Annotated in this window: 24 protein-coding genes, 2 tRNA genes and 1 pseudogene; 14 read left to right on the top strand and 13 right to left on the bottom strand. The window is 66.1% G+C overall.

Going from position 1 to position 24,500, the window contains the following annotated elements; translation table 11 throughout:
- From ABF821_RS02005 to ABF821_RS01990, 4 genes and pseudogenes are all read left to right on the top strand, one after another.
- Window positions 1-382 (top strand): annotated as a pseudogene (locus ABF821_RS02005) (hypothetical protein); the annotation flags it as partial.
- 20 nt (window positions 383-402) lie between these two features.
- Window positions 403-1,401 (top strand): asparaginase, encoded by a 999-nt coding sequence (locus ABF821_RS02000; protein ID WP_415528905.1) that lies wholly within the window; start codon window positions 403-405, stop codon window positions 1,399-1,401.
- Between the two features lie 18 nt (window positions 1,402-1,419).
- Window positions 1,420-1,926, top strand: coding sequence for a peptide deformylase (locus ABF821_RS01995; protein ID WP_415528904.1), 507 nt, complete (start codon window positions 1,420-1,422; stop codon window positions 1,924-1,926).
- A gap of 34 nt (window positions 1,927-1,960) precedes the next feature.
- Window positions 1,961-2,479 carry a hypothetical protein gene (locus ABF821_RS01990; RefSeq protein ID WP_415528903.1) on the top strand — a complete coding sequence of 173 codons (519 nt, stop codon included), beginning with the start codon at window positions 1,961-1,963 and terminating at the stop codon, window positions 2,477-2,479.
- An 11-nt stretch (window positions 2,480-2,490) separates the two neighbouring features.
- On the opposite strand, the gene ABF821_RS01985 is transcribed toward ABF821_RS01990, so the two are convergent.
- From ABF821_RS01985 to trpB, 8 genes are all read right to left on the bottom strand, one after another.
- Window positions 2,491-2,808 (bottom strand): hypothetical protein, encoded by a 318-nt coding sequence (locus ABF821_RS01985; RefSeq protein ID WP_415528902.1) that lies wholly within the window; start codon window positions 2,806-2,808, stop codon window positions 2,491-2,493.
- A gap of 159 nt (window positions 2,809-2,967) precedes the next feature.
- Window positions 2,968-3,933, bottom strand: a complete 966-nt coding sequence (locus ABF821_RS01980) for a nucleoside hydrolase (RefSeq protein WP_415528901.1) — start codon at window positions 3,931-3,933, stop codon at window positions 2,968-2,970.
- A gap of 146 nt (window positions 3,934-4,079) precedes the next feature.
- Window positions 4,080-5,393 (bottom strand): bifunctional folylpolyglutamate synthase/dihydrofolate synthase, encoded by a 1,314-nt coding sequence (locus ABF821_RS01975; protein WP_415528900.1) that lies wholly within the window; start codon window positions 5,391-5,393, stop codon window positions 4,080-4,082.
- 8 nt (window positions 5,394-5,401) lie between these two features.
- A complete protein-coding gene (gene accD, locus ABF821_RS01970; RefSeq protein ID WP_182974445.1) occupies window positions 5,402-6,277 on the bottom strand; it encodes an acetyl-CoA carboxylase, carboxyltransferase subunit beta in 876 nt (291 codons plus the stop codon).
- An 87-nt stretch (window positions 6,278-6,364) separates the two neighbouring features.
- The gene (locus ABF821_RS01965; protein ID WP_415528899.1) at window positions 6,365-6,625 is read right to left on the bottom strand and encodes a methyltransferase domain-containing protein; all 261 of its coding nucleotides are present in this window, start codon (window positions 6,623-6,625) and stop codon (window positions 6,365-6,367) included.
- Window positions 6,516-6,851 (bottom strand): class I SAM-dependent methyltransferase, encoded by a 336-nt coding sequence (locus ABF821_RS01960; protein ID WP_415528898.1) that lies wholly within the window; start codon window positions 6,849-6,851, stop codon window positions 6,516-6,518. The genes ABF821_RS01965 and ABF821_RS01960 overlap by 110 nt, the downstream gene beginning before the upstream one ends.
- A gap of 105 nt (window positions 6,852-6,956) precedes the next feature.
- Window positions 6,957-7,778 carry a tryptophan synthase subunit alpha gene (gene trpA, locus ABF821_RS01955; RefSeq protein WP_415528897.1) on the bottom strand — a complete coding sequence of 274 codons (822 nt, stop codon included), beginning with the start codon at window positions 7,776-7,778 and terminating at the stop codon, window positions 6,957-6,959.
- Window positions 7,775-9,028, bottom strand: coding sequence for a tryptophan synthase subunit beta (trpB, locus tag ABF821_RS01950; RefSeq protein WP_415528896.1), 1,254 nt, complete (start codon window positions 9,026-9,028; stop codon window positions 7,775-7,777). Before trpB ends, trpA begins: the two co-directional genes overlap by 4 nt.
- A gap of 173 nt (window positions 9,029-9,201) precedes the next feature.
- On the opposite strand from trpB, the gene corA reads away from it, so the two are divergent.
- Window positions 9,202-10,176: a magnesium/cobalt transporter CorA gene (gene corA / locus ABF821_RS01945; RefSeq protein ID WP_182974443.1), complete on the top strand. Its 975-nt coding sequence runs from the start codon at window positions 9,202-9,204 to the stop codon at window positions 10,174-10,176.
- 228 nt (window positions 10,177-10,404) lie between these two features.
- Window positions 10,405-11,715 carry a transcription termination factor Rho gene (gene rho, locus ABF821_RS01940; RefSeq protein ID WP_182974442.1) on the top strand — a complete coding sequence of 437 codons (1,311 nt, stop codon included), beginning with the start codon at window positions 10,405-10,407 and terminating at the stop codon, window positions 11,713-11,715.
- Window positions 11,716-11,917: 202 nt separating this feature from the next.
- Here the strand turns inward: rho and ABF821_RS01935 are convergent, their stop codons facing one another.
- Together ABF821_RS01935 and ABF821_RS01930 are read right to left on the bottom strand one after the other, a co-directional pair.
- A complete protein-coding gene (locus tag ABF821_RS01935; protein WP_182974441.1) occupies window positions 11,918-12,889 on the bottom strand; it encodes a quinone oxidoreductase family protein in 972 nt (323 codons plus the stop codon).
- Between the two features lie 35 nt (window positions 12,890-12,924).
- Window positions 12,925-13,398 carry a methylated-DNA--[protein]-cysteine S-methyltransferase gene (locus ABF821_RS01930; protein ID WP_415528895.1) on the bottom strand — a complete coding sequence of 158 codons (474 nt, stop codon included), beginning with the start codon at window positions 13,396-13,398 and terminating at the stop codon, window positions 12,925-12,927.
- A gap of 132 nt (window positions 13,399-13,530) precedes the next feature.
- Here ABF821_RS01930 and mnmE point away from each other — a divergent pair, with 132 nt between their 5' ends.
- From mnmE to ABF821_RS01900, 6 genes are all read left to right on the top strand, one after another.
- Entirely contained in the window at window positions 13,531-14,853 is a 1,323-nt protein-coding gene (mnmE, locus tag ABF821_RS01925; protein WP_415528894.1) for a tRNA uridine-5-carboxymethylaminomethyl(34) synthesis GTPase MnmE, read from the top strand.
- A gap of 14 nt (window positions 14,854-14,867) precedes the next feature.
- Window positions 14,868-16,730 (top strand): tRNA uridine-5-carboxymethylaminomethyl(34) synthesis enzyme MnmG, encoded by a 1,863-nt coding sequence (gene mnmG / locus ABF821_RS01920; protein WP_415528893.1) that lies wholly within the window; start codon window positions 14,868-14,870, stop codon window positions 16,728-16,730.
- A complete protein-coding gene (gene rsmG / locus ABF821_RS01915) occupies window positions 16,730-17,362 on the top strand; it encodes a 16S rRNA (guanine(527)-N(7))-methyltransferase RsmG (protein WP_415528892.1) in 633 nt (210 codons plus the stop codon). Before mnmG ends, rsmG begins: the two co-directional genes overlap by 1 nt.
- Window positions 17,328-18,170 carry a ParA family protein gene (locus ABF821_RS01910; RefSeq protein ID WP_415528891.1) on the top strand — a complete coding sequence of 281 codons (843 nt, stop codon included), beginning with the start codon at window positions 17,328-17,330 and terminating at the stop codon, window positions 18,168-18,170. The genes rsmG and ABF821_RS01910 overlap by 35 nt, the downstream gene beginning before the upstream one ends.
- Window positions 18,167-19,060, top strand: a complete 894-nt coding sequence (locus ABF821_RS01905) for a ParB/RepB/Spo0J family partition protein (protein WP_182974436.1) — start codon at window positions 18,167-18,169, stop codon at window positions 19,058-19,060. The genes ABF821_RS01910 and ABF821_RS01905 overlap by 4 nt, the downstream gene beginning before the upstream one ends.
- An 85-nt stretch (window positions 19,061-19,145) precedes the next feature.
- A tRNA-Lys gene (locus tag ABF821_RS01900) sits at window positions 19,146-19,221 on the top strand.
- A 169-nt stretch (window positions 19,222-19,390) separates the two neighbouring features.
- Here ABF821_RS01900 and ABF821_RS01895 read toward each other — a convergent pair.
- On the bottom strand, window positions 19,391-20,077 hold the full coding sequence (locus ABF821_RS01895) for an arylesterase (RefSeq protein WP_415528890.1): 687 nt from the start codon (window positions 20,075-20,077) through the stop codon (window positions 19,391-19,393).
- Here ABF821_RS01895 and ABF821_RS01890 point away from each other — a divergent pair.
- Together ABF821_RS01890 and ABF821_RS01885 are read left to right on the top strand one after the other, a co-directional pair.
- On the top strand, window positions 20,076-20,837 hold the full coding sequence (locus tag ABF821_RS01890; protein WP_415528889.1) for an ABC transporter ATP-binding protein: 762 nt from the start codon (window positions 20,076-20,078) through the stop codon (window positions 20,835-20,837). The genes ABF821_RS01895 and ABF821_RS01890 overlap by 2 nt on opposite strands.
- Complete coding sequence (locus tag ABF821_RS01885; protein ID WP_415528888.1) at window positions 20,834-23,389, top strand: ABC transporter permease; 2,556 nt, start codon at window positions 20,834-20,836, stop codon at window positions 23,387-23,389. The genes ABF821_RS01890 and ABF821_RS01885 overlap by 4 nt, the downstream gene beginning before the upstream one ends.
- 45 nt (window positions 23,390-23,434) lie before the next feature.
- Here the strand turns inward: ABF821_RS01885 and ABF821_RS01880 are convergent.
- Window positions 23,435-23,510: transfer RNA gene (locus ABF821_RS01880), tRNA-Ala, on the bottom strand.
- Between the two features lie 250 nt (window positions 23,511-23,760).
- Window positions 23,761-24,399, bottom strand: coding sequence for a Maf family protein (locus ABF821_RS01875; protein ID WP_182974433.1), 639 nt, complete (start codon window positions 24,397-24,399; stop codon window positions 23,761-23,763).
- Window positions 24,400-24,500 lie beyond the last annotated feature (101 nt).

Genomic DNA, 24,500 nt, shown 5'->3' with positions numbered 1-24,500 from the left:
GCCGAAGGCCGAGCCCCCGCCCCCCCGGCGGCAGGTCACGCATCTGGACGCCGAAACCCTGCAACTGGCCCGCGTCCATTATCGCGGCCTGCAAGCGTCCGACCCCGCCGACAGCTATCTGTACCACATCACGACCAACGAAAATGCCGAAGCCATGCTCCGCGACGGCGTGACCATGAGCCGCCGCCACCCCCTGCTGCTGACCGAGCGCGGCGGCGTGCCCTACTGGCTGTCCCTGCTGGCCGACGACGACGATGCCAGCGAAGCCGATATCGCCGTACTGCGCATGAAGCGTTTCATGATCGACGACCTGATCGAGGACGATCCGGATTCGACCCGCAGTTCGGGCAGCCCGAGCTACTTCCTGACCGGCAACACCTGACCCCCGAGGACGACGCCCCAATGGACACAGCAATCGCCGAGATCGAGCGCGGCGGCCGCGTCGAATCCCGCCATGCCGGCACGGCCGTGGTGGTGGACGCCGATGGCGATGTCGTGTTCGCGCTGGGCGACATCGCGGTGCCGACCTACCCGCGCTCGGCGGTCAAGGCTTTCCTCGCCCTGCCGCTGGTCGAAAGCGGCGCCGCCGAGCGGCTGGGCCTGGATGACGAGGAACTGGCACTGGCCTGCGCCTCGCACAACGGCGAGCCCGCGCATGTCGCGGTCGCGGCGCGGATGCTGGGCCGGGCAGGGCGTCATGTCTCCTGCCTCGAATGCGGCACCCATTGGCCGACGAACGCCGAGGCCGCCCACGCCCTGGCCCGCTCGGGCGGGGCACCCAACGCCCTGCATAACAACTGCTCCGGCAAACATGCCGGCTTCATCTGCCTGGCCTGCGACCGCGACGAAGACCCGGCCGGCTATATCCAGCCCGCCCACCCGATCATGCGCGAGGTCACGGCGGCGCTGGCCGACGTCACGGATGCGGCGCACGGCGAAGACAATCGCGGCATCGACGGCTGTTCGATCCCGACCTACGCCATCCCGATGCGCGCCCTGGCCCACGGCTTCGCCCGCTTCGGCACCGGCCACGGCCTGGGCCGCGAACGCGCCCGCGCGGCGGCACGGCTGCGCGCCGCCGTGGCCAACGCCCCCTTCATGGTCGGCGGCAGCGGCCGCTTCGACACGGTGCTGATGCAGGCGCTCGGGCCGGCCGTCTTCAGCAAGATGGGCGCGGAGGGCATCATGGCCGCCAGCCTGCCCGAACAGGGTCTGGGCATCGCGGTCAAATGCCATGACGGCGCCCCGCGCGCCGCCGAAGTCGCCATGGCCACGCTGCTGATGCGCTTCCTCGGCCCCGAAACCCGCGACCACGCCGTGCTGCGCGATCTGGCAACCCACGATATCCGCAACTGGAACGGACTGACGGTCGGCCGCGTCCGCGCCGCCCCCTTCCTCTGACCCTGGGAAGGCGTCGGAATGCCCGCGCGCCCGATCGTCCTGTATCCCGACCAGCGCCTGCGCCAGACGGCCGAGCCGGTCACGCAGTTCGACGCCGCGCTTCGCACACTGGCCGCCGACCTGTTCGACACGATGCAGGCCGCGCCCGGCATCGGCATCGCGGCGCCGCATATCGGCGTGGCACTGCGCGTCGTGGTGCTGGACCTGCGCGACACATCGGGCGCGCGCACCTACATCAACCCGGAAATCATCTGGGCATCCGACGAGACGATCCGGCATGAGGAAGGCAGCGTTTCCATGCCCGGCGTCACCGAACAGATCGAACGCCCGGCCAGGGTGCGCGTACGGTACCAGGACCTCGACGGTCAGGACCAGATCGAAGACTCCGATGGCCTGCGTGCAATCTGCCACCAGCACGAAATCGACCAGTTGAACGGCCTATTCTGGATACAGCGCCTCTCCGCCCTGCGACGCACCCGGCTGATAGCCCGTTACGAAAAGATCAGGCGCGCCCGTTCCGGATAATATCCAAGGGCAGGCATCCTGCACGGCGGCAAGGGTGGAACAGAAGGACATGACCGTCAGCCCACGCATCCTGATTCTCGGCAACAGCGGCTCGGGAAAAACCTGGCTGGCGAACCGCCTGGCGCGACATTTCGCAATCCCCGCCATCGAACTCGATGCCCTGCATTGGATGCCCGGAGGCTTCAACCTCCGCCGTCCCCCCGATGACGCGAAAGAGGCGGTACAAGCCGCCGCCAGGGAGGACGGATGGATTATCGAAGGTGTCTTTGGCTGGCTGGCCCGGCAAGCCCTGCCGCGCGCGACAATCCTTGTCTGGCTCGTGCTTCCCGAGGAAGAATGCATCCGTAATCTCATCAACCGCCCCATCAAAAGCGGAGAAGATCCGGACGCGCGCTCAGCCCTGCTTCAATGGTGTTCGGAATACCGGACACGCACGAACGCCAACTCCTATGCCGGACACCGGGATATCCATGAGGCATTTACCGGCGAAAAACATCGCCTGTGCACGCGGGATGAAATCGAAACCTTTCTATCCACCGTCAATCGCGGTTGAAATGTCCCTCGTCAGAGGTCGATAGGTTCAAACTGCGCGAACATATCGCGGCTTTCCGGCAATTCGTTCAAAGGCACATAATCGCAGACAACAGCATAATGTTCCCACATCGCCAGAACGTCCGGATGGGTGTGGGCTGTCTGAATAGCGCCATCATGCCATTCGAAAATCTCGACAATAACGCCGTCTCGGGAGCGCATGGCCAATGCTGGACGATCCGTAGCCAGCCCAAGGCGGCGAAGGGCCGTCACATGATGACGGGTGAGTTCCAAAAGAGCCTGTTCCTGACCGGGCTTTGGCCGATAGGCTACGATCACCATCTCACCCATTCATATCTCCATGCGCCCCGGAGAGCATATCTCCTTTTTCTGAAGAAAAAGGAGCAAAAAGACTTTTATCCGTTCAGGAACATTGCCTGTCGCCAGCACAAAGCCCCCGAACGAAGACCACGATCGCCACCTCACCTGACCGCCAGCCGACACAAACCGTCACACGATGAACGTATCCGCATACAGCGCCAGCACGCCGCCCACATCGACATCCACCGCCACGGCACATGACGGCGCGCCATCCCAGGCCGGGGCGGGCGCGCCGGGCACACCAACGGGCTTCTGAATCGTCTGTCCATCAGCCAGCCCACCGCACACCACCCGGACCGGCCCATGCCGCAGCGTAAACAGATGCGGCGCCATAACCTGGATCACCGCCAGACTGTCATGGGCGAAAATCCCGGCCAACCCGCGCGAGCGTTCGTGGAACCCCTGGTAAAAACGCGACACCGCCCGCAGGAAAGCCCCATCCGGCCCGCCCCGCTCTTCCAGACGGTCCAGATAGGCAGCATCCATCACCACCTGCTGCGTCACATCCAGCCCCAGGATCGTAACCGTCCACGGCGCGGTCATCACCAGGTCCGCCGCCTCGGGGTCCGACAGGATATTGGCTTCCGCCACCGGCGACACATTGCCGCTATGGCCATGCGTGCCGAACGCGCCCCCCATCAGGCTCACACCCGCCACCAGTTCAGCAATACCGGGGTCATGCCGCAAGGCCAGCGCCAGATTGGTCAGCGGCCCGATGGCGATCAGCGTCACCTCGTGCGGATAGGCGCGCACCATATCCACGATCACCTGCCACGCAGGGCGCGGATCGATCGTACGCGCCAGTTGCGCCGGCAGCGTCAGATCGCCCAGCCCACCCGCCCCATGCACATGCGGCACGCCGGCCCCCGCCGGGCGCACCAGCGGCGTAGCCGCGCCCATCGCCACAGGCACATCCAGTGCCAGCCGTTCGGCCAGCCACAGCGCGTTGCGCGTTACGGTGCCGATGTCCAGATTGCCATGCACCGTGGTCACGGCCAGCAGGTCGAAGTCCGGCCGCCGGGTCAGGAAACACAACGCCATCGCATCGTCCACGCCGGGGTCGGTGTCGAAAATAACCTTGTGGCGATGTGTCATGGAGCAGCCTTCAAGAATGTTCTTTTTTGAAAAAAAGAACCAAAAAACTTTGATTCGATCAGGGGCATCGTATGTCCCCAGCACAAGGCTCCCGAGCGAATGAAAGTCTTTTTGCTTCTTTTTCTTCAGAAAAAGAAGACCCTACCTCACTTCGCGACCCAGCCGTCCTGCGCCAGGACAACCCCCGCCAGATACAGGCTGCCGCAGATCACCACCCGCCCCGGACCATCCGCCTCGTCCGCCAGACGTGCCAGCGCCGCCCGCACGGTAGGGCCGGGAATGGCACGGCCCGAAGACGCCGCCACGATCGCCTCAACCGGCAGGGCCAGATGCTGCCCCGGCTCCGCCACCGCCTGAACGCTGGCGGCACGCTCCAGCAAAGGGGCCAGAAAGCCCGTGGCATCCTTGGTCTGCTTCATGCCGACGACCAGATGAACCGGCCGGTCCGACCAGCCGGCCAGCATGTCGGCCAGCGCGTGACCGGCACCGGGATTATGCCCGCCATCCAGCCAGATTTCCCAACCCGGCGGCAGCAGGGCGGCCAGCGCGCCATCCAGCCGTTGCAGGCGGGCCGGCCATTCGGTGCGGGCGATGCCCGCCCACGCGGTTTCCGGCACCGCCAACCCGCTGGCCCGCAGCGCCGCCACCGCCAGCCCGGCATTATCCACCTGATGCGCCCCCGGCAGACCGGGAGCCGGCAAGTCCAGCACGCCCCGCGCGTCCGTGTAACGCACGCCGCCCGCCACTGGCATGATCTCCCAGTCCTCGTCGCGCACAAGCAGGCGCTCCCCGCATTCCACCGCCCGGACACGCAGAACCGCCATGGCGTCGGGCGTCTGATAGCCGGTCACCACCGGCACACCGGCCTTCATGATTCCCGCTTTCTCGGCAGCGATCGCGGCCAGACTGTTGCCGAGAAACGCTTCATGATCCATGGAAATCGACGCAATGGCGCAGGCGGCAGGCCGGACCAGAACATTGGTGGCGTCGAAACGCCCCCCCAGCCCGACCTCGATCACCGCCAGACGGGCAGGATGCCGCGCGAACAGCACGAAGCCGGCAGCCGTCAGCACTTCAAACACAGTGATCGGCGCACCGTCATTGACGCGCTCGACCTCTTCCAGCACCGCCACCAGTTCGTCGGTCGAGACGATGCGGCCGGCAACGCGAAAGCGCTCCGTCACGTCCACCAGATGCGGCGAGGTCATGACATGCACCGGCCAGCCGGCAGCCTCGCCGATAGCCCGCAGGTTGGCGCAGGTGCTCCCCTTGCCATTGGTACCGGCAACATGGATCACCGGCGGCAGATGGTTTTCCGGATGACCCAGCCGCCCCAGCAGAGCTTCCAGCCGGCCCAGCGACAGGTCGATCAGGGCCGGATAAAGCTGGTTCAGCCTCTCCAGAACAGCCCCGGCACGACCGACGAATTCCGGCCCCAGCACCGTCGGCGAACTGCTCATCGGCGCGGTCAGGCTGCCGGGCGGAGCGGCGCCGCGACCTGCTGATGGTTCAACAGGCCGATCAGGCGGCCCAGCATGGCCGGCAGGTCGGCACGCTTGGTCACCATGTCGATCATGCCATGATCCAGCAGATATTCCGCGCGCTGGAAGCCCTCGGGCAGTTTCTCGCGCACCGTATCCTCGATCACACGCGGGCCGGCAAACCCGATCAGGGCGTTCGGCTCGCTGATCTGCACATCGCCCAGCATGGCGAACGAGGCCGTAACGCCGCCGGTGGTGGGGTTGGTCAGCACGACGATATAGGGCAGTCCGGCATCGCGCAGCATCTGCACCGCCACCGTGGTGCGGGGCATCTGCATCAGGCTGATCATGCCTTCCTGCATGCGCGCACCGCCCGAAGCGGTAAAGACGATCAGCGGCGCCTTCTGTAGGATCGCCAGCCGCGCCGCCGCCACGAAGCCTTCGCCCAGCGCAGCCCCCATCGTACCGGCGATGAATTCGAACGCCATCACGGCCACCACCGCGTCGTGCCCGCCGATCTTGCCGTGGGCCACCGCCATGGATTCATCAAGCTGCGATTTCGCGCGCTCGTCCTTCAGCCGGTCGGTATAGCGCTTGCGGTCGCGGAACGAGAGCGGATCGACCGCAACCTTGGGCAGGTCGATGCGCGTGCAGGCCCCTTCATCGAACGTCCAGGCAAAACGCTCGCCCACCGTCGCGCGCATGTGATGACCGCAATGCGGGCAGACATTCAAATTTTTATGCAGATCCTTCACCAGAATCATCTGGCTGCACGATTCACAGTTGGTCCACAGATTGTCCGGCACCTCGCGCTTGAGCAGACCGCGGATCTTGGGGCGGACGTAATCGGTCAGCCAGCTCATCACATCACTCCATCACACACGGCGCACAGCGGCGACCAGAAACCCGCCTTCTTACAAGCAGGGTGCCAGAAAGGCCAGATGGTTCTCTCAATGCCTACGGGCAAGCGCAAAGCCCGGAGAATTCAGGCCGGCACCGCCAGAAAGCGCGCGACATCCAGCGTGAAGCTGCCGTCTTCCTCTACCCCGAACAGCCAGACGACCTCCTCCGGCGCCACCTGTTGCAGGGAACGGATCGCCGTCACCCGCTCCCCCGGCGGCCGCGTCGGTCCAGTGATGGGTCGTGAACCGGCAGAACACCGCATCGAACCCGCCATCCTCGTACGGCAACCCCTCCGTAGGAGCATGCACCGTCGAAAATGTTCGTCAGGCTCCGCCGCCCGGCCTCCTGCCTCACGGCATCGAGCATCTCGCGGGTCACGTCGCAGGCAACGACGTCCGCCACATGGGGCGCCAGCCGGTAACTGACATGCCCGCCGCCACAGCCCAGATCCAGCACGCGGCGCAACCTCTTGCCCGCGACCTGTCTTTCGATCGCTTCAAGGTCCGCGCCCTCGGCATGCACGGCACTGGTCACGTAATCGGGTGCGCGGGTGCCGTAATGCTGGGCGGCGTAGGGTTGGGTCGAGGCGCTGCCCCGAACCCCGCCAAGGGCCGGCGGCCGTTGGAAACCGATTTGTGGTCAGCGCGCCGAACGCACGGCCTTTGCGAGGTCCGAGAGTTGCGCCAACACACGCGGCAGGGTGTCGGGTGTCGCGCGGCCTTCTTCGTCCAGCGAGTCTTCCAGCGTGGCGATCAGCGCCGAGGCCACCACAGCGGCATCGGCGGCACGAACGGCAGCGGCGGCCTGCTCGGGCGAGCGAATGCCAAAGCCGATGGCCACCGGCAGATCGGTCGCGGCGCGCAGGCGCGGCAGGGCGGCCGCCAGTTCGTCGCTGCTGGCGGTGCGCGTACCCGTCACCCCCGTGATGCTGACATAATAGATGAAGCCCGAGGCACTGCCGCACACCATGGGCAGGCGCGCATCATCGGTGGTCGGCGCCACGAGGCGAATGATATCCAGCCCGGCCGCCCGCGCCGGCCCGTCCAGCAGATCGGCTTCCTCGGGCGGCATGTCGACGACGATCAGCCCGTCCACGCCCGCGCGGGCCGCATCGGCACAGAAACGGGCATGGCCATAGGCTTCGATCGGGTTCAGATAGCCCATCAGGATGATCGGCGTATCGGCATCGTCCTCGCGAAACCGGGCGACCATCTCCAGCACGCGCACCATGCTGGCACCCGCCTTCAACCCCCGGCGCGCCGCCAACTGGATGGTCGGACCATCGGCACTGGGGTCGCTGAACGGCACACCGACCTCGATCAGGTCGGCACCAGCCCCCGGCATGGCGCGCAGCAATGCGAGCGAGGTATCGTAATCCGGATCGCAGGCCTGCAAATAGGGGATCAGGGCGCCACGTCCCTGCGCCTTCAGGGCCGCGAAGCGGCGGGCGATGCGGCTCACAATGTCACTCCCAGATGCGCGGCGACGGTAAAGATGTCCTTGTCTCCCCGGCCGGAGATATTCACCACCAGCAGCGTCTCGGGGCTGAGCGTGGGGGCGATGACGGCCACATGCGCCAGGGCATGGGCGGCTTCCAGCGCCGGGATAATGCCTTCGGTCCGCGTGCAGAGCTGGAAGGCCGCAAGCGCCTGGTCGTCGGTCGCGCCGACATATTCCACGCGCCCGATCTCGGCCAGCCAGGAATGTTCCGGCCCGATCCCAGGATAATCCAGCCCGGCACTGATCGAATGCGCCTCGTCGATCTGCCCGTCTTCGTCCTGGAGCAGATAGGTGCGATTGCCATGCAGCACGCCCGGCCGCCCCCGCAGGATCGAGGCCGCGGTCTCGCCGCTATCCAGCCCCCGCCCGGCGGCCTCGACGCCGATCAGGCGCACCGAAGGGTCATCGAGGAAGGGGTGAAAGATACCCATCGCGTTCGACCCGCCGCCGATGGCCGCCACGATCACATCCGGCAGGCGCCCCTCGGCTTCCTGCATCTGCACGCGGGTCTCATCCCCGATCACCGACTGAAAATCGCGGACCATCTGAGGGTAGGGGTGGGGTCCCGCCACGGTGCCGACGAGGAAATAGGTGTCGCGGACATTGGTCACCCAGTCGCGCATCGCCTCGTTCATCGCATCCTTCAGCGTGCCGGCACCGGAGGTCACGGCCACGACCTCCGCCCCCAGCAGGCGCATGCGAAACACGTTGGGCTTCTGCCGCTCGACATCGGTGGCGCCCATATAGATGGTGCATTTCAGCCCGAACAGCGCGCAGACGGTGGCCGTGGCAACGCCGTGCTGGCCGGCCCCCGTTTCGGCCACGATACGGCTGCGGCCCATGCGCCGGGCCAGCAGGATCTGGCCCATGACGTTGTTGAGCTTGTGCGAGCCGGTATGGTTCAGTTCCTCGCGCTTCATATAGATGCGCGCGCCACCCAGTTCCTCGGTCAGGCGCCGGGCGAACCAGAGCGGGCTGGGGCGACCCACATAATCCTTCAGATAATAGTCCAGTTCCGTGCGGAAGGCAGGGTCGGCCTTCGCCGCCGCATAGGCCGCGTCCAGTTCCAGGACCAGGGGCATCAATGTCTCGGCCACGAACCGGCCGCCAAAGATGCCGAAACGGCCGCGCGGGTCCGGCCCGGCGCGCAGGCTGTTGGGCAGCGTCTCCGCTGCGCCGCGTTCCGTTCCGCTGCTGTCTGCTGCGCTCACGTCGTTCTCCGGACCCGATATAGATGCAGGATATCGGGTGTTCTGGACCGCATGACGGAAAATTACCAGCCTCGTCTCGTCACGCCCAGATAGAGAGGCCGGGGTGATTTGACACACGCCGTGGGTCCACCGATACGGGGAATAAGGCGGGGAAGCGGAGAAAGACAGCATCCATGTTTGTTGCCCATTGTCCCGGTCAGCCGCCGCGGCCGATCGTTACCGATGCCGATGCCACCGGCATCGCCTGGCTGGATCTGCTGGACCCCACGCCGGATGAACAGGCCCAGGCAGCCAGGATTACCGGCCAGCGCATCCCGACCCGCGCCGACCTGGAGGAAATCGAGAGTTCCTCCCGCCTGTTCATGGAAGATGACGCCGTCTACCTCTCAACGCCTCTGGTCCGGCGCGTGCAGGACGATTTCTTCGTCTCGCCGGTCGGCTTCGTGCTGATGCGCGACAGGCTGCTGACGATCCGCTTCACCGAGTTTTCCTCGTTCGACCTGATCGCGAAGCAGATCGCCGGCAGCAAGGAAAGCTACAGCGGCGACGAGGTCTCGGTCCTGCTGCTGGAAGCGGTGGTCGATCGCATGGCCGATATCCTCGAACATCTGGGCCAGTCGCTGGATACGCTGTCGCGCGACGTGTTCCAGGCCGACCAGCCGCGCCAGGCCGGCCGGGCCGACCAGATGCTGCGCACGCTCCTGCGCCGGGTCGGGCGATCGGGCGACCTGGCCTCATCGGTTCGCGACAGCCTGCTGGGCATGGAACGGATCGCGATCTTCGTGAGCGAGAACAAGAAGCACGACCTGTCGGAAAAGCTGCGCGACCGGATGAGCACGGTAGCGCGCGATATCGTGTCGCTGAACGATTTCGTGTCGCAGATCTCCAACAAGGTCCAGTTCCTGCTCGATGCCACACTCGGCTTCATCAGCATCGAGCAGAATAACGGCATGAAGATCCTGACCGTGGTCAGCTTCATCGGGGTCGCACCCACGCTGGTCGCCGGCATCTACGGCATGAATTTCCACGATATTCCGGAGCTGAGCTGGAAATACGGCTACTGGTATTCGCTGGCGCTGATGGCTGCGTCGATCGTCGTTCCGCTGCTGTGGTTCTGGCACCGGGGCTGGCTGGCGCGAGGGCGCTGAAAGCGCCATTTGCACAGCAGCACCGTCAGTGTCTTGACCGTTGCCTGCAATTCTCTTAGCATGTCGGCGTCTCCGGTAAACTTTCGTTCGCCGGTTGCTCCCTCCGCATGGAACGTTGTTGGCCGTTTTCCGGTTTGTCCGGGTTTTTCTGGCAGGCGCACCGATGCGCTGATGTCCAGGCCGATCGTTTCCCCCCCTTCTATGACCTGCCCATTCAAGGCAACCTGAATGCATCTCGCCGAACTCAAGGCCAAAACTCCTGCGGACCTTCTGGCATACGCCGAAAGCCTGCAGATCGAGAACGCATCATCCCTGCGCAAGCAGGACATGATGTTCGCTATCCTCAAGACCCTCGCCGACAACGACCAGGCCATCCATGGCGAGGGAACGCTGGAAATCCTGCCCGACGGGTTCGGTTTCCTGCGCTCGCCCGAGGCGAACTACCTGCCCGGGCCGGACGACATCTATATCTCCCCCAGCCAGGTGCGGCGCTTCGGCCTGCGGACGGGCGACACGGTCGAAGGGCAGATCCGCGCCCCACGCGATGGTGAACGCTATTTCGCGCTGCTGAAGGTCAACACCATCAATTTCGAACCGCCCGAGGCGGTCCGTCACCGTATCAATTTCGACAATCTGACGCCGCTCTACCCCGAGCGCCGGCTGAAGATGGAAGTCGAGAGCGACGCGGTGGGCGGCGAGATCGAGAAGCCCGGCAAGGGCGGCAAAGGCAGCAAGGGGCAGACCAAGGATTTCACCCCGCGTGTGATCGACCTGGTCTCGCCGATCGGCATGGGCCAGCGCGCCCTGATCGTCGCCCCGCCGCGTACCGGCAAGACCGTGATGCTGCAAAGCATCGCCTCGTCCATCTCAGCCAACCATCCGGAAGTCTTCCTGATCGTGCTGCTGATCGACGAGCGGCCCGAGGAAGTGACCGACATGGCGCGGTCGGTACGCGGCGAGGTCGTGTCCTCGACCTTCGACGAACCCGCGACCCGCCACGTCCAGGTGACGGAAATGGTGCTGGAGAAGGCGAAGCGGCTGGTCGAGCACAAGCGCGACGTGGTCATCCTGCTGGATTCCATCACCCGTCTGGCGCGCGCCTACAACACCGTCGTCCCGTCATCGGGCAAGGTGCTGACCGGCGGTGTGGACGCCAACGCCCTGCAACGCCCCAAGCGCTTCTTCGGCGCGGCGCGCAATATCGAGGAAGGCGGCTCGCTGACCATCATCGCCACCGCGCTGATCGATACCGGCAGCCGCATGGACGAGGTGATCTTCGAGGAATTCAAGGGTACCGGCAACTCGGAACTCATCCTCGACCGCAAGCTCGCCGACAAGCGCACCTTCCCCGCCATCGACATCACCAAGAGCGGCACCCGCAAGGAAGAATTACTGGTCGAACGCTCGGAACTGTCGAAAATGTGGGTCCTGCGCCGCATCCTGGCGCCGATGGGCACCATGGACGCGATGGACTTCCTGCTGGACAAGCTGAAATACAGCAAGACCAACAGGGATTTCTTCGACGCGATGAATACCTGAAGACAGGAAAGCAGGGGCCGGAGCAATCCGGTCCCTCTTTTTTCATGCGTGAACGCTCTTCCGTTCTTTTTTGAAAAAAAGAACCAAAAAACTTTTGAATTTTTAGATTGCGTCCTGAAACAAAGGCCAATCCACCACACCGACCCCAAACGAATAAAAGTCTTTTTGCTTCTTTTTCTTCAGAAAAAGAAGGCTTTCCCCCTCAAGGCAACAGGATCGTACTCCCGATCGTCGTCCGGGACTCCAGCGCCGCCTGCGCCGCCCCCGCATCGGCCAGGGCAAAACGCTGACCGATCCGCACCGACAGCACGCCCTGCATGATCAGATCGAACAAATCCCTGGCCCCGGCCAGCAATGCCGGGCGCTGCGCGAAATAGGTCGTCAGCCCCGGCCGCGTCAGATACAGGCTGCCGCGCGTGGCCAGCATGCCGACCGAAACCCCCGTAACCTCGCCCGATGCGTTCCCGTAGCTGACCATCAACCCGCGCGGCGCCAGGCAATCAAGACTGGCAACGAACGTATCCTTGCCCACGCTGTCATAAACCACCGGCACCATGGCACCGTCGGTCAGCTTACGCACCCGCGCCGCCAGATTATCGTGTCCGACCAGAATATCCGCGGCACCGTTCTGCCGCGCCAACTCCCCTTTTTCCTCGGTCGACACCACGCCGATCACCCGCACCCCGAGATGCCGCGCCCACTGGCACAACAGCAGGCCCACGCCCCCGGCCGCCGCGTGAACCAGAATCGTCTCGCCGGCACTGACGGCCCGAACCCCGCGCAACAGCATATGCACGGTCAGGCCCCGCAACATGCAGCCGGCCGCGACTTCGAACGGAATATCCGGCGGCAGCGGCACGACACGATCGGCCGCAATGGTCCGGCATTCACCATAACCGCCCAGTGCCGTGGGATAGGCCACCCGATCACCGGGTTGAAAATCGGTCACGCCCGCGCCGGCGGCCATGACGACACCAGCACCCTCCATCCCCAGGATGGCCGGAAAAACGGGCACCTTGTACAGACCGGTCCGGAAATAGATATCGATGTAATTGACGCCAATCGCCTCCTGCCGGATCAGGATCTCCCCCCGGCCGGGAACGGGCGTAGGCAGCGTTTCCAGTTGCAGAACCTCGGGGCCACCATAGCCGTGAATGCGAATTGCCTTATACATCGCCTGCTTCCTTGCTTCTGTTCTGTCCGGCCGTCTCAGGCGTCCTGGCGAGCCACGCCAGGGATCTGGGCTCCCTCCAGTTCCAGCAGGTAAATCTTGTCCGTCACCCCGCCATCGCCCGAATACCCACCCAACCCCTGGGTCGCGACGACACGATGGCACGGGATCAGGATCGGAATCGGATTGGCCCCATTGGCCTGGCCGATGGACCGGGGCGACCCGCCGACCTGCTCCGCGAGGTCGCGATAGGTGCGGGTTTCACCCGGCGGGATCGCGCGCAGCGCCTGCCACACGGCCTGACGGTACGGCGTGCCATACGGCGCCAAAGGCAGGTCGGCGAAATTATCCGCAGCACCGTCGAAATAGGCGTCGAGCCGATCGCAGGCCAGCCGCAGCAACGGCGTCTCGTCCTGATCGCGCCCCCAGCCCCAATCCAGGGCGACGATCGCGCCGTCTTCCTCGGTCAGGGTCAGATCCCCGATGGGAGAGTGCATCGAAAGCTGCGGCATACCGGTCGTCGTCCCTTTTGATCCTGTATCCCGCACCATATCGGGACTGTCTGGTATTCTGTACCCTTCCGCCACAGGTTGCGACATGCAAGAGCACCGACCGGACGCCCGATGACGACAGGAACAGACACGATGCCCTCCGAACGGACCCAACCCGATGCGCCGATCTTTGCCCTGGCCAGCGGGGCAGGGCGCGCGGCCATCGCGGTCATGCGCCTGACCGGAGCGGGATGCGGCGAAATCCTGCGCCATCTGTGCGGCACGCTGCCGACACCCCGCCGCGCCACGCTAAGCGGATTGCGGCATGCCTCCGGCGACGCCGCGCCCATCCTGCTGGACCGCGCGCTGGTGCTGTGGTTTCCCGGCCCGAACAGCTATACCGGCGAGGACAGCGCAGAACTGCACCTGCATGCCGGCCCCGCGGTCATCACCGCCGTGGCCGACGCACTGGTCGCACTGGGCGCCCGACCGGCCGAGCCGGGCGAGTTCACCCGTCGCGCCTTCATGAACGGCCGCCTGGACCTGATCGAGGCCGAAGGCATCGCAGACCTGATCGACGCCGAAACCGAAGCCCAGCGCCGGCAGGCGCTGGAACAGGCCGACGGTACGCTAAGCCGCCTGTATGACGAATGGGCAACCCGGCTGCGCACCACGCTCGCGCATCAGGAAGCCCTGATCGACTTCCCGGACGAAGACCTGCCACCCGAAATCGAGCAGGCATTGCTGAACGAACTGCGCGCGCTGACCCACGAGATGCGCGCCCACCTGGACGATGGCGCACGAGGCGAGCGGCTGCGGGGCGGCCTGCTGTTTGCTATCGTCGGCGTGCCCAATGTCGGCAAATCCAGCCTGCTGAACACACTGGCCGACCGCGACGTGGCCATCGTCTCGCCCCGCGCCGGCACCACCCGCGATGCCATCGAGGTCCGCGTCGTGCTGGGCGATGTCCCCGTCACCCTGATCGACACCGCCGGCCTGCGCGAGACCGAAGACGAGATCGAAGCCGAAGGTGTGCGCCGCGCCCTGTTTCACGTGAAACAGGCCGACTGCGTGATCGGCATGTTCGACGGCGACACGCCCCCCGCCGATCTACCCGCCAACGCGATCCTGGTCCGCAACAAGATCGACCTGACCCCCACGACGAAAAGCCCCCATGGCGCCATCGCCATCAGCGTCCATGACGGCACGGGCTTGGCGCAACTGACCGAAATCCTGGCCGACCGCGCCCGTGCATTGACGGCGGCGCAATCCGGTCCGCCGCTGACACGCGCGCGCCATCGCGCCGCGATCGAAGAAAGCGCTAGCCATCTGGCCGCCGCACTCGATATGCACTGGCCAGAGATGCGGGGCGAGGACATGCGGCTGGCCATGCGCGCCCTGGGGCGCCTGACCGGAGCCGTCGGGGTCGAGGATCTGCTGGATACCGTCTTCGGCCAGTTCTGCATCGGCAAGTAAGGGAGCGGACAAAGGTGACTGGCGAATACGATGTCATCGTCATTGGCGGAGGGCATGCGGGGTGCGAGGCCGCGGCGGCATCGGCCCGATGCGGCGCGCGTACGCTACTGCTGACGCACCGGCGGGACACGATCGGCGCCATGTCCTGCAACCCCGCGATCGGCGGCATCGGCAAGGGCCATCTGGTGCGCGAGATCGACGCACTGGACGGACTGATGGGCCGCGCCGCCGACCGGGCCGGGATTCATTTCAAACTGCTGAACCGCTCCAAGGGGCCGGCTGTCCACGGCCCGCGCGCACAGGCCGACCGCTCGCTCTATCGCCGCGCCATCCAGGACCTGCTGGCCGAAACCGAAAACCTGGATATCGCCGAAGGCGGGGCAGGGGACCTGATCGTCGATGCCGATGGACAGGTGGCCGGCGTGGTGTGCGAAGACGGGCGCCAGATCACGGCCGGCGCGGTGGTGCTGACCGCCGGCACCTTCCTGCGCGGCGTGATCCATATCGGTCATGAAAGCCACCCGGCCGGCCGGGTCGGCGAGGCCCCGGCCCAGGCATTGGGCGAACGCTTGCAGGCAATTGGCCTGCCGATGGGCCGACTGAAGACCGGAACACCCGCCCGGCTGGACCGCACCACCATCGACTGGGAGAACCTCGCGGAAGACAAGGGCGACACCGACCCCGAGCCCTTCAGCCGCCTGACGCGCACGCTCGACAACCCGCAACTCTCCTGCCGGATCACCGCCACCACGGCGCAGACCCATGCGCTGATCCGCGCGCACCTGCACCTCTCGGCCGTCTATGGCGGCGCCATCGCGGGGCGCGGCCCACGCTATTGCCCGTCGATCGAAGACAAGGTGGTGCGCTTCGCCGAACGCGACAGCCACCAGATCTTCCTCGAACCCGAAGCCCTGCCGGGCAATGAGGGCGGCGATCTGGTCTATCCCAACGGCATCTCCACCAGCCTGCCGGCCGATATTCAGGAGCAGATGATCCATTCCATCCCCGGCCTGGAACGCTGCCGCATCGTGCGGCCCGGCTACGCGGTGGAATATGATTACGTCGATCCACGCGCCCTGAGCCCCACGCTGGAACTGACAGCCCTTCCGCGCCTGTTCCTGGCCGGCCAGATCAACGGCACCACCGGGTATGAAGAAGCCGGCGCACAGGGGCTCCTGGCCGGGCTGAACGCGGCCCGCCGCGCCGGGGGCGGGCAGGGCGTAACCCTCGATCGCGGCACCGCCTATCTGGGCGTGATGATCGACGACCTGACCACTCAGGGCGTGTCGGAGCCCTATCGGATGTTCACCTCCCGCTCCGAATACCGGCTCAGCCTGCGGGCGGACAATGCCGATCTGCGCCTCACCGGGCTGGGCATCGGCTGGGGCTGCGTGGGGGCCGAGCGCACGCGCCTGTTCGAAGCCGATCGCACCGCCATCGACACCGCGATGCAGCGCGCGGAACAGGAGAGCTTCCTGCCCGACGGATTGCAGCAAGCCGGCATCGCAGTCTCGGCCGACGGGCGCCGGCGCACGCTGCTGGACGTTCTGGCAACCGCCGCCACGCCGGAGCAGATAGCGCGGGTCGCCCCATGGTTTGCCGACCTCGCACCCCGTATCCGCCGCCATGTCGAAACCGAAGCCCGCTATAGCGGCTATCTGGTCCGACAGGCGCGCGAGATCCGGCAATTGGAGGCCGAAACCCGCATCACCCTGCCGCCCGACCTCGACTACCGCCATATCGGCGGCCTGAGCAGCGAGATGCAGGAGCGCCTGGCCACCGCCCGGCCCGCCAGCTTCAGCGCCGCCCAGCGCATCCCCGGCGTCACCCCCTCGGCGCTGATGGCGCTGCTCGCCCATATCAAACAGGTCGCCTGATGTTTCACGTGAAACCCGAAACCCGCGCCGACCTTCCGGGCGACCTCGGCCCGCGCCTGGACCGCTTCGCCGAGATCCTGACCCGCTGGAACAGCCGCATCAATCTGGTCTCGCCGCGTGACCTGCCACATCTATGGGACCGCCATATCGCGGACTCGCTGCAACTGGCATCGCTGATCCCGCCCGGCGGCGTGCGCCTCGCCGATCTGGGGTCAGGCGGCGGCTTCCCCGGCCTGATCATCGCCATCGCCACCGATGCCGACGTCACGCTGATCGAATCCGATCAACGCAAGGCGGCTTTCCTGCGCGAAGCCGCACGGGCCGCCGGCGCGCGCGTCACCGTGCTGGCCCGGCGGATCGAAGAGGTCGATATCCCGCCGGTGCAGATCGTCACCGCCCGCGCGCTGGCCGCCCTGCCGCAATTGCTGGACTGGAGCAGCCGCCTGCTGGCGCCGGATGGTTTTTGCCTGTTCCTGAAAGGCAGAAATGTCGACGATGAGTTGACCTCGGCCGCCGCCGACTGGCACATGGCAATATCCCGATTGCCTAGCCGCACCTACGCGGACGGTACCATTCTCAAACTGGGTGAAATCACGCGTGCCAGACACTCAGAACGCGCAACGGGCTCCTGACGCCACGCGCGCTTCCTGCATTCTCGCCCTCGCCAACCAGAAAGGCGGCGTGGGCAAAACAACAACGGCCATCAATCTAGCCGCCGGACTGGCCGATCGCGGCCTGTCCGTCCTGCTGATCGACCTCGACCCGCAAGGCAATGCCTCGACCGGCCTGGGCATCGGCTACGACGCCAGGCGACAGGGCACCTATGCCCTGCTGATGGACGACGTCCCGATGGCCGACCTGGCCCAGGACACCGAAATTCCCGGCCTGAAGATCATCGCCGCCGATACCGAACTCGCAGGCGCCGAACTGGAACTGGTCATGACCGACCGGCGCGAATTCCGCCTGCGCGATGCCATCACGCGCGCCGGCAACGATTTCGACGTGGTCCTGATCGACTGCCCCCCCAGCCTGGGCCTGCTGACACTGAACGCGCTGGTGGCATCGGACGGCGTGATCGTGCCGCTGCAATGCGAATTTTTCGCGCTGGAGGGCATCAGCCAGTTGGTCCGCACCGTTGACCGCGTGCGCCGTGCCTTCAATTCCGACCTGCATGTCGCGGGCATCGTGCTGACGATGTACGACCGACGCAACAACCTGTCCGAACTGGTCGCCGCCGACGCCCGCAGCTTCTTCGGCGAGCAGGTGATGGAAACACTGATTCCGCGCAACATCCGCATCTCCGAGGCCCAGAGCCACGGGCGTTCGGTCATGGCCTATGACGGCCGGTCCAGCGGCGCCGTCGCCTACCAGGCCCTGGCCGATGAGGTGATCGCCCGGAGCGGTCTGAAGACACCCAAAAAGAAGAAGGCGCGGGCATGAGCACCAAGAAAGAGCAATCACGTCCGCGCCTCGGCCGGGGCCTCGCAGCCCTGCTGGGCGATCAAGCCCCCGCCGCCATCGCCCGCGTCTCGGGCCGCACGGAGCAGGACCGCACCGGCACGCTGGGGGTCGACCAGTTGGAGCCCGGCCCGTTCCAGCCGCGCCAGGCGATGGAGCCCGAAGCCCTGGCCGAACTGGCGGATTCGATCCGCACGCGCGGCATCCTGCAACCGATCCTGGTTCGCCCGCATCCCGAGCGCGAAGGCCATTACCAGATCATCGCCGGCGAACGCCGCTGGCGCGCGGCCCAGATCGCGGCATTGCATGAAGTCCCGGTCCATATCCGTGCGCTCGATGACGGCGACGCGATGGCCGCCGCCCTGGTCGAAAACCTGCAACGCGCCGACCTGAACGCCGTGGAAGAGGCCGAGGGCCTGCAACGGCTCCTTCAGGATTACGGCCTGACGCAGGAGGAACTTGCGGGGGCGCTGGGCAAATCGCGCTCACACGTCGCCAACATGGTGCGGCTTCTCAACCTGCCGCAGCCCGTGCGCGCCGCCCTGCGCGACGGCCAGTTGACGGCCGGTCACGCCCGCGCGCTGCTGGGCCACCCCGATCCGGTCGCGGCGCTGAAGACGGTGCTGGAGCAGGGGCTGAATGTCCGCCAGACCGAAGCCCTGGTGCAAAAAGCCGTCCGCCAGCCCACGAAGCCAACCCCGGCCGAGACCGCCGAACCCAAGAACCCCGAAATCCAGGTTCTGGAACGCGACCTCACGGCACGGCTGGGCCTCAAGGTCCAGATCTCGTTCGACGGACGGGGCGGGGCAATCCGCATCCTCTATCAATCGCTTGATCAGTTCGATACCGTGCTTGCACGCCTGAACGGCTGAGAATGCAGGACATTTTTTCAATAAAACCGCTTGCCCTCCATCCGCCACACTGTTAGAAGCGCGTCACCCGAGAGGGACACTCCATGGGCGCATAGCTCAGTTGGTAGAGCAGCTGACTCTTAATCAGCGGGTCCAAGGTTCGAGTCCTTGTGCGCCCACCATGGAGCCTCCGGAAATCCCCTACAAGACAAAGCGTCTTCCCTTCTTTTTCTGAAGAAAAAGAAGCAAAAAGACTTTCGATCGTTCGGGGCCATCATCTGTCCCCAGCACAAAGCTCCTGAACGAATCAGAGTTTTTTGGTTCTTTTTTGCAAAAAAGAACAGAACTCCCTCACTCCTGGCGCGCCAGCCGCTCCACCAAAGGCACCATCCGCGCCACGATCACGGCAACTCCGGCAGGATCGGGGTGAATATGATCCGCCTGTTCCAGGTCCGGATGCGCCGCCACCCCGTCGAGGAAGAACGGATCCCATAAAATACCCGGCCGGCGCGACAGACGCTCAAACACCGCGCGGAAGGACTGACTGTAACCCGCCCCCATATTGGGCGGCGCATACATGCCCGACAGCAGCACAGGCAGATGGTCCCGCTGCAACCGGTCCAAAATCACCGTCAGGTTCTGCTCCATCCGGGCCGGGTCCAGCCCGCGCAGCCCGTCATTGCCACCCAGTTCCACGATCACCGCGTCGGGCTTGTCGCCCAGCGCCCAGTCCAGCCGCGCCAGGGCATCGGCGCTGGTATCGCCCGACACGCCACCATCCAGGATGGTGATCGCGTCGCCACGCGCATCCAGCGCCGCCTGAAGGCGCGGCACGAAGCTGTCCGCATGCGCCAGCCCATATCCGGCCGTCAGGGAATCCCCCAGCGCCAGAATCCGCACGGGACGATCGGCCGCATGGCCCGATGGGGCGGCAAGCGCCCACAGACAGGCGGCAAGAAACAGAAAAACCGTTCGGGCTCCGTGCAGGCGCCGTGTAGCGTGCAGGCAGGACCATACCCTGTGGGAAGGAAAACGCATGGACGGCGACGGGCTCCCGAATGGACGGACGACGCTGGTCGAAGCACAGGATCTGTGGCTGACAGTGCCGACCCGCGCCGGTGCGGTCAATCCGCGCCGGGCCAACGACGCCGGGCAGGGGGCACTGACCATCCTGCATGCCGTGAGCCTGCGCGTGACCGAAGGCGAGGCCCTGGGCATCATCGGCCCTTCGGGGTCGGGCAAGACATCGCTGCTGATGCTGCTGGCGGGGCTGGAACGCCCGACACGCGGCACGATCCGCATCGCCGCCACCACGCTGGGCCATCTGGACGAAGACGCACTGGCCCGTTTCCGGCGCGAGACGATGGGCATCGTCTTCCAGTCCTTCCAGTTGATCCCCACCATGACGGCGCTGGAAAACGTACTGGTGCCGCTGGAACTGGCCGGCCGGGCCGACGGCACCACCGCTGCCCGCGCCGCGCTGGATGCGGTGGGGCTAGGCCACCGGCTGGACCACCTGCCGGGCGAACTGTCGGGCGGCGAACAGCAGCGCGTGGCGCTGGCCCGCGCCTTCGTCACGCGGCCAAGGCTGCTGCTGGCCGACGAACCGACCGGCAATCTCGACAGCCGCACCGGCGCGGCGGTGATGGACCTGCTGTTCAGCCTGCAACGCCAATACGGCACAACGCTCATCCTGATCACCCACGATCCGGCCCTCGCGGCACGCTGCGACCGCCGCCTGCGGGTGGAGGACGGACATGTGCTGGCCGACCACCCGGTGCGGGAGCCCGCATCGTGAGCCAATGGCGCATGGCCGCCCGTCTGGCCTGGCGCGACCTGCGCGGCGGCATCGGCGGCATGCGCGTCGTTCTGGCCTGCCTGGCGCTGGGGGTGGCCACCATCGGCGGGGTGGGCAGCCTGCGCGACATGATCCGCGACGGCATCGCCGCCGAGCAGCGCACCCTGCTGGGCGGCGACCTGTCGATCGAAAGCAGCGACCCGCTCCCCGCCGAACTGGCCGATTTCGCAATGGCGCGCGAGGCCCACGTCTCGCGGATGCTGCGCATGCGTTCGATGCTCTACGCCCCGCGCGGCCCCGGCCGGCCGGATGACCGGATGCTGGTCGAACTCTCGGCGGTCGATGACGCCTATCCTCTGGTCGGCACGCTCGCCCTCACACCGCAGGTCCCGCTCGACCGCGCCCTGGCGCCGGATCACGGCCAGCCCAGCCTGCTGGCCGACCCCCTGGTCATCGACCGGCTAAAGCTGAAAATCGGCACGATCGTGCGGATCGGCACCGCTCAATTCCGTGTGGCCGGCAGCCTAGACCGCACCCCGGACGGCGCCGGCACGGTAACGCTGGCCCCCACGGTCATGATCACCCGATCCGCGCTGGATGTCGCCGGACTGATGCAGCCGGGCGCCCTGGTCAATCATGTGCTGCGCCTGGCGCTGGACGGGCCGGCAACAGGCCGGCCGGCGCGGGCCGGTGCTCTGGCGCGCGCGATTGCCGCCCGTTTTCCCGATCAAGGCTGGCGAATTCGCGGCGAAGCCGACGCCGCCCCCGCGCTGACCCGCACCGTCGACCAGATGGCCCGCTTCCTGGCCCTGATCGGGTTATGCGCCCTGCTGCTGGGCGGGCTGGGGGTTTCGACCGGCGTCACCTCATGGCTGGAAGGTCGCGGGCGCACCATCGCCATCCTGCGCTGCCTCGGCGCCTCGGGGCCGTTAATCCGGCGCACATTCGGCCTCCAGATCGCCGCCCTGTGCGGCATCGGCATCGGGGCCGGCATGGTGCCGGCCCTGCTGCTGCCGCCACTGGCGGCGCACATGCTGAGCGGCCTGCTCCCCATCGAGACGACCACGATCCCGCCGCTTCTCCCGGTCCTGACGGCCGGCCTGTTCGGCGTGCTGGTCGCCCTGCTGTCCGTCATCCCGCCGCTGGCGCGAGCCTGTGCGATCAGCCCGGCCTCGCTGTTCCGCGACCAGGGCCAGCAGGCGGCAACCCGCGCGCGTTCCTGGCGCGTCGGCGCGGCCCTGACCCTGTGCGTGCTCCTGGCCGGTCTGCTCACGATCCGGCTGGCGGACAGCCCGCTCTTCGCGGCCGGCTTCCTCGGCGTCGTCCTGTTCGCCGCCGGCACCCTGCTGCTGGCGGGCCTCATACTACGCCGGGGCGTGTCCATCCTGCTGGCACGGCTGGATACGGCGCGGGGCGTGCCGAGGCTGGCGCTGGCGCTGTTCGCCTATCGCAATGCGACCACTACCAGGATGGTCACCGCACTGGGTGCCGGACTGGCCGCCATGGCGGCGATCCTGCTGACCGAGGGCGCGATGATGGCGCAACTGCGCGACCAGATGCCGCACAACGCCCCCGCCTTCTATTTCATCGACATCCAGCCCGCCGACCTGGACCGGTTCGACAGTCTGGCCAAGGCCCAGCCCTCAGTCCGCACGATTCAGCAACTGCCCTCGATGCGCACGCGCGTCGTCGCGGTCGACGGCATACCGGCCGAACAGGTCAACGCGACACCACAGACCCGCTGGGCCCTGCGCGGCGATCACGGGCTGACAGTGGCCGCCACACCGCCACCCGGCACGAAACTGGCCGAAGGCACATGGTGGGCCGCCGATTATGCCGGGCCGCCCCTGCTGTCGCTGGATGCCGGACTGGCCCAGGGATGGGGCGTGCATGTCGGCTCGACCATCCGGCTGAACGTGCTGGGCCGCGCGATCGACGTCCGGGTGGCCAACCTGCGCACCGTCGCCTGGCGGTCGCTCCAGCTCAATTTCGCGTTCGTCGTCTCGCCCGGCCTGCTGTCGCACGCGCCCCACACCTTCGTCGCGACACTGGCCACCGATGGCCGCGCCGATCAGGATGCCGCCACGCTGGCCGCCATCACCGACGCGCTACCGGGCGTCACCGGCATCAGGGTTGCCGACGTACTGGCCCGCCTGACCGCGCTGGCCAGCCAGATCGCCACGGCACTCAGCGTCGCCGCTTCGATCATCATGGCATCGGGCGCGCTGGTCCTGGCCGCGACATTGGCCGCCGGCTGGCGCCAGCGGGTCGCCAACGCCGCCATCCTTCAGGCGGTGGGCGCCGGCCCACGCCAGATCCGCGCCATCTGGCTGATCGAATTTACGCTGCTGGGTCTGACGGCCGGCCTCTCCGCCATCCTGCTGGGCGCATCCGCCGCATGGCTGATCATGCGCGCGGTCCTGCACCTGCCATGGACGGCGGACTGGACAGCGGTAGGGGGCATGATGATCGGCACGCTGGCAGCCACGACACTGTGCGCAATGCTGGTCTGGCACCGCGCGCTACGGCCCTTGCGAGGCAGAGCGCGATAGCAGAATGCGCAATTCGGATTGTCTGAAAAAAGGGACCGGAAGGATTGGTGGAGCCAATCGGAATCGAACCGACGACCTCCTGAATGCCATTCAGGCGCTCTCCCAACTGAGCTATGGCCCCGTCCAACCGGTCCGCGCCGTCAGTGATGACGTGCGGGTGGGCGGGGTATAACCGTGCCCCGTTTCCTTGGCAAGCCCCCGTCCATGGATTTTTTGCGCCTCGTCGGTCGGAAGGAAGAAGCCTTCTTTTTCTGAAGAAAAAGAAGCAAAAAGACTTTCCCAGGTTCAAGACCATCGCGCGTCCCCAGCACAAGGCTCCTGAACGAATCAAAAAGTTTTTTGGTTCTTTTTTTCAAAAAAGAACAGAACCCCTACGCAAGAACCACCCCATGCTGGCGCAGGAACCCCAGCAACGGCAGCAGAGGCAGCCCCAGAATGGCCGCATGCTCGCCCGTCACGCGCTCGAACAGATGGATGCCCGGCCCTTCCAGGCGATAAGCCCCGACCGAGGACAGCACGGCATCCCCTTCCAGATCGAGATAGGCATCGAGGAAGGGTTCGGAAAACCGGCGCATGGTCAGTTCCGGCCGGGCGACATGCCGCCAGATCACCTGTCCGTCGCGCATCACCACCACCGCGCTGTGCAGCACATGCGCCCGCCCGCGCAATGCCAGCAACTGGGTCCGGGCGGCCGCGCGGTCGGCTGGTTTCTCGAACCATACGCCATCGCATTCCAGGATCTGGTCGGCACCGATCACCACGCAGTCGGGCTCACGAATGCGCTGCGCCTTGAGTTCGGCAAGCAACAGCGCGCAATCGCCGGGCGACAAACCCTCGGCGCGCGCCGACTCCCGCACCGCACCTTCGTCGATACGCGCGGGGCGGGTTTCGGCGCGGATTCCCGCCTGTTCCAGCAGGGTGCGCCGGGTCGCGGACTGGCTGGCCAGTACTATCCGGGGCGACTCGGCCTGTAGAAGAGTCGCGAATAGTACTAATGACGAGTCGCTCATGCGCCTGCTCTCCGTACTGAAAAAAAGAAACCCTGTGATCGGGTCGAACGAGTACTGGGGTACATGGGGATAGTACTCCATACGCTTCTTGATCGTACCGA

The organism is Gluconacetobacter sp., from assembly GCF_047721585.1.
Taxonomy (GTDB): domain Bacteria; phylum Pseudomonadota; class Alphaproteobacteria; order Acetobacterales; family Acetobacteraceae; genus Gluconacetobacter; species Gluconacetobacter dulcium.
This window is presented reverse-complemented; position numbering and strand designations above follow the sequence as displayed.